This window comes from Deltaproteobacteria bacterium, assembly GCA_016874755.1.
Classification (GTDB): domain Bacteria; phylum Desulfobacterota; class Binatia; order UBA9968; family UBA9968; genus DP-20.
In genome coordinates this window covers 1-4,751 of sequence record VGTH01000091.1, presented here as the reverse complement: position 1 = coordinate 4,751, position 4,751 = coordinate 1, and the positions used below count along the sequence as shown (strand labels likewise).

General features: G+C 58.4%; 4 protein-coding genes. 1 reads left to right on the top strand and 3 read right to left on the bottom strand.

Annotated features, from left to right (window positions below; translation table 11 throughout):
• Window positions 1-102: 102 nt before the first annotated feature.
• Window positions 103-864, bottom strand: coding sequence for a tetratricopeptide repeat protein (locus FJ145_26475; protein ID MBM4264957.1), 762 nt, complete (start codon window positions 862-864; stop codon window positions 103-105).
• Window positions 865-1,091: 227 nt separating this feature from the next.
• On the opposite strand from FJ145_26475, the gene FJ145_26470 reads away from it, so the two are divergent.
• Entirely contained in the window at window positions 1,092-1,853 is a 762-nt protein-coding gene (locus FJ145_26470) for a hypothetical protein (protein MBM4264956.1), read from the top strand.
• Window positions 1,854-1,973: 120 nt separating this feature from the next.
• Here FJ145_26470 and FJ145_26465 read toward each other — a convergent pair whose 3' ends face one another.
• Together FJ145_26465 and FJ145_26460 are read right to left on the bottom strand one after the other, a co-directional pair.
• The gene (locus FJ145_26465; protein ID MBM4264955.1) at window positions 1,974-3,167 is read right to left on the bottom strand and encodes a M24 family metallopeptidase; all 1,194 of its coding nucleotides are present in this window, start codon (window positions 3,165-3,167) and stop codon (window positions 1,974-1,976) included.
• 117 nt (window positions 3,168-3,284) lie between these two features.
• On the bottom strand, window positions 3,285-4,499 hold the full coding sequence (locus tag FJ145_26460) for a M24 family metallopeptidase (protein MBM4264954.1): 1,215 nt from the start codon (window positions 4,497-4,499) through the stop codon (window positions 3,285-3,287).
• Window positions 4,500-4,751 lie beyond the last annotated feature (252 nt).

Here is a 4,751-nt window from a genome sequence, read left to right as displayed (position 1 = left end):
TCTCATCGGCGTATCCTTTCCTGCCTGCGCCAACAGGCAGCCTTTCGTTTTTAGATTCGCGAAAGGGTACGCCTACCTATTTCCTATTTCCACACGCTTTGATCATAGCTCCGGGTCGGTCTGAGCCGCCTTCAAAAGATCTTTTTCGCTTTGCTCTGTTTCGCCCATCAGTTTGTGCAGCTGGCTCAGGGCGATTCTCGCGTTGCCTAGATTGGGATCGATTTCGAGCGCTTTTTGTATCGAGGCTTCCGCACCCTTGTAGTCCTTTTGATCGGTCTGGATCTGCGCGATGTCGAGATGGACCGCGGCTTCTTTCGGGTTCTTGGCGAGAACTTCCTTGAGCTCCCGGATGGCGCCGTTCGGGTCTTTGTCAGCAAAAGCGATACGTGCGGCAAGCAGGTTGCCTTCTCTTGCCTGCTTGTCGGTCTGGCGAATTCCTGCCAGCTCGGCCTTGGCTTTAGTTAGGTCGCGCGCGGTCACGTACAAAAGCCCGAGTTGCAGTCGCGCCGGGATAAAGTCGGGTTTCATGTCGACGGCGCGCTGGAATTCCGCGTACGCGTTCTTGTAGTCCCCCTTCTGGAGCAGCAGAGTTCCGAGCTCATGATGCGCCTCCGCCGATTTTGGGTCGGCTTTAATGGCGTTGCGCAGCTCAACAATAGCTTCGTTAAACTTTTGAGCCGTTATCTGTTCGCGCGCCCGTGTGAGATGCCGGTCTCGTTTAGCCTCTTTGCTGACGCCGATATCGAAGTATTTCACGCCGACGAAGGCCCCAACGAGAGCCGCCACGACGGCCCCGGCCAAGACAACGCGCTTGGACTTTTTACGGGGTTCTTCAAAATCATCATCCAGGTCGACTTGTGCCATTGCAGACAACCTCTGGGGGAATGTAATGCCATAAGTCTAGAGAATCGCAGGTGGCTAAGCAAGACAAAACGCCTAGGTTGCTTCTGTCGATGGCCTAAGCCCTGGCGCAGTTTTTCGTTTTCTTTCGACCGCGTTTGGCATATCGTCATCTGACCGGTGAGCGCGAATTCTACGTTCTTGTGGATTTTTACCCTGACTTCGGGTGAGAGATTTTTGGGAGGGCAACTATGGCAGACTATATCAGTAAGTTATTACCGCGCTTTCGCTATGGCGTGATCCATCCGCGCGCCCACGAAGAGGTACAGCGCGGGCCGTGCTATCAACTTTATCGGCTCTTGCCGCTCGACTTTATGGAAGTCGCTACCGGCTTGGGGCTCGAGAACTACACGGCCGAGGGCGTGGACAAGGCGATTCAAAACTATTGGCCGTGCGTCGAGCGGCTGGCCGCGGAAAAGGTCGATCACATCGTGCTGAGCGGCGCGCCGATCGCCGCGATGCTGACACGCACGCGGGTGCGGCAATTGATCCGCGAGACCAAGGAAAAATACGGCATCCCGGTGGACTCGCCGCTGGAGGCGCTGATCGCGGCACTCGATCATCTCGGCATCAAGAAAATCGCTGTCGGCAGCCGCTGGGCCGACAAGGTCAACAACGCGATCATTCAATATCTGAAAGAGGGAGGCATCGAAGTCGTCGGCATTACCTCGCGCAATCAGTGGGCGTCGGAGGCCTTCGCCATGTCACTGGAAGAGGGATTGAAAACGGCGCTCGAAGTCGGCCGCGAAGCGGCGCGCAGCTTTCCCGAAGCGCAAGGCATTTCCGTGCCCGGCGGCGCGGCGATGGCGCTGCATGTGATTCCCGCCATCGAGGAGGAGTTCGGCAAACCCACGTTCACCAACATGAGCGCGGAGATCTGGTACGAGCTCGTGCGGCCGGGGATTATCTCGCCGATCAAGGGGTGGGGGAAGTTGTTGGCGGGAGAGAAGTAGGAAGTATGATTTATGAAAGCGGAAACGCGGAAAGCAGAAATCGGAAACTTTTCATGCCGTAGTCTCCGCTTTGCGTTTTCCGTGTTTCTGTTTTTCTATTCATCCTTCCGCTTTCATAATTCATACTTCGATTTCCACCATGCCGTGTGTGCGGTTAAATAGCGCCTCCGCACCACCTTCGGTCATCACCACCGCTCCGCCCCAGGAAAATTGAATCTTTTCGTCCGCCGACGTCGCGACCGGTTGCCAGACGAAGGCGTTGCCGGCTTCGATGCGCAGGTCGCGCGCGTTCCCGCCGAGAAATTTCGCGTTGAACCTCGGCCCGTCGTCGCCGTAGCCGCAGCCGTGCAGCTGCATGACAGTCCTCATGCCGCTCTTGGTGCCGAAGCTATTCACGAAATCGGCTAGCTCGCCGAAGGTCGTTCCTGGTTTGATCCTCGACAGGCCGGCCTCGTAGACTTCTTTTTGCAAAGCGACTACAGGTTTCCACGCCTCCGGGACTTTGCCGAGTAGGATCGGTTGGCACGCTTGTGTTAGTTGCGCGCCGCGCATGGCGCTCACTTGGTTGGTAATCAGCGTGTTTTTTTCTAAGCGCTTGCCGATCGGTGGATTGGTGTAGCGTTTTGGTTTCTGGGTGCCGATCGGCTCGACGGTGAATTCGAGCGGAAAAAATTCGCTGCGAAGCTCGGAGAGTTTAGCAGTGACGTGGGCCCAGAGCTGGCCGGCATCGCTGCCGGGCTGGGCGAGCTTGATCAGTTCTTCAACGCCTGCCGCGGCGACTTCAGCGGATTGGCGTACCCACGGGAGTTCTTCGGGGCTTTTTACGAAGCGCACTTTGCCGATTAGCTCCGTGGCGTCTTCAAACTTCGCATCAGGCAGACGGGTCATGACGTAATTCATCGCGCTGTGGTTGACGACACCATCGATGGACGTGCAGTGCGTCACCGCGCAGCCTTTCAATCCGGCGACGCCGATGCGCGCCTTGTGCAGGTTCAGATCGAGCAACGCTTCGGCCATGGGCTCCGCCCACTCGCGGCCGGTTTGCCAAGGATTGGGAACCCACTCGTTACTCGATCGACGGTCGGCGATGATGATCGGCTCGCGCCCGTCGGTGGGCAGCGCCATCGCGGAGCAGCGCAACTGAGTCATGTAGCGCGCGTCGATGCCGTCGCCGAGCGGCACGAGAATGCAATCAAAGTTGGCTTTACTTGCGTTGGCGCGCACCGCGTTCCAACGCCGATCGCGCTCGGCTAGAAAATAGCCGTTCCAAATATGCACCGTGGCGCCAGAGCCGGGTGGGGTTGTCCAGGGCATGGTTCGCTTCGCTCCAATTCCAAATTCCAAATTAAAAAATTAAAAATCAATAAACGTATTCAAGGTTTGGAGTTTCCGGCTAAACACGGAACGCGCAACACGAAACCCGAAACTTGGTCAGACGATCGAAACCATCTCCGGCTTGCGTTGCACCAGCGGCTCGCCGCCTTTGTCGGTGACGAGCACACAGCCGCCCCAGCTGGTTTCGAAGCTGTCATCGGCGGTGATGGCGATCGGTTTGACGATGAAAACGTTGCCGGCTTCAAGGCGGACTTCGCGGTTGCGGGCGCCGCGGTTTTGCGGTGTGAACAACGGTCCGTCGTCGCCATAGCCGCGGCCGTGCATGAGCAGCAGGCTTTTCAGGCCGCGCTTTTCGCCGAACGAGTTGACGAAATCCATGAACTCGCCGAACTGTGTTCCCGGTGTCATGCGCGGCAACGCTTCGTAATAAAGATCGCGCTGCATCTCGTGCGCGGCTTGCCAGGCTTCGGGCAGCGGCCCGAGCAGGATCGGCTGCTGCTCCTGGGCGATCAGGCCGCCGAAAACCGCGTCGACTTCGTTGGCGATACGGTGCATGGGGCGAAGAATTCGTTCTTCCGTCGGGTCTTCGAAGCGCGGCAGCTTGCGCAGCGTATGCGGGCCGCTGTAGAAAGCCATCGGGTAATATTCGCTGCCGAGCTCGACCATGCGCTTCATCACTTCGGTGTAAAGAATGCCTTCGTCCATCCCCGGGCGCGCCAGCTCGATCATGCGCTCGATGCCCGCGGTAGCAATCGCTGCGCCGCGGCACAGGCAGGCGATTTGCTCCTCGCTCTTCACGTAGCGCGCGTAGCCGACGACGTCGGTGGCGTGCTCGAACTTGGCATTGGGCAGGCGGCGCAGCACTTCAGCGTACGAGCTGTGATTCACCACGCCGTGAAACGCCCGGCCGTGGGTGTACAATCCGCGCCCAAGCCCCGACACGCCGATGCGGGCGCGCTCCATGCCGGCGTCGATCAGTGCCTCCGCCATGGTTTCGCCCCAGGAATTTCTCACCGGAAGAAATTCCGGCACCCAATCGCTGCCTTCGTCAACGTCGGAAATGATTATCGGTTTGCGCCCATCGGTAGGTATGATGACCGCCGCGTTTTCTAGTTGGGTCAAGAAGCGGCAATCGGAACGCACGCCGCGATGCTGCTCTAGCGACAAGTGCAGATTGCGCCCGTCGACGCAGAGCGGCACGAAGATGCAGTCCAAACCTGCTTTCGCCGCGCCAGCGCGCACGCGCTGCCAGCGCCAGTCGCGCTCGGCGAGCGTATAGCCGTTCCACTTGATATCTGCGGGGGATTCCAACGAAAACTCCTGTTGGGTTCGCTCCGTTCGCCCTGAGCTGAGTCGAAGGGCTCCGAAGCATCTCACGGTGGCTATAAGGAAACGAGTGCCTCGGGCCGAACGCTTTCAACAATGAACGAGTTGGCTTTTTTAGCGACTGATGGCGCCATCGATCGACAGCGCTCCGGCGCCGCCAAAAACCAATGCAATCGCCATCAGCATCAGCGCCAAGCAATACTCTATGCCGCTGCCTTTGCCAGGTCCTTGGTTCAG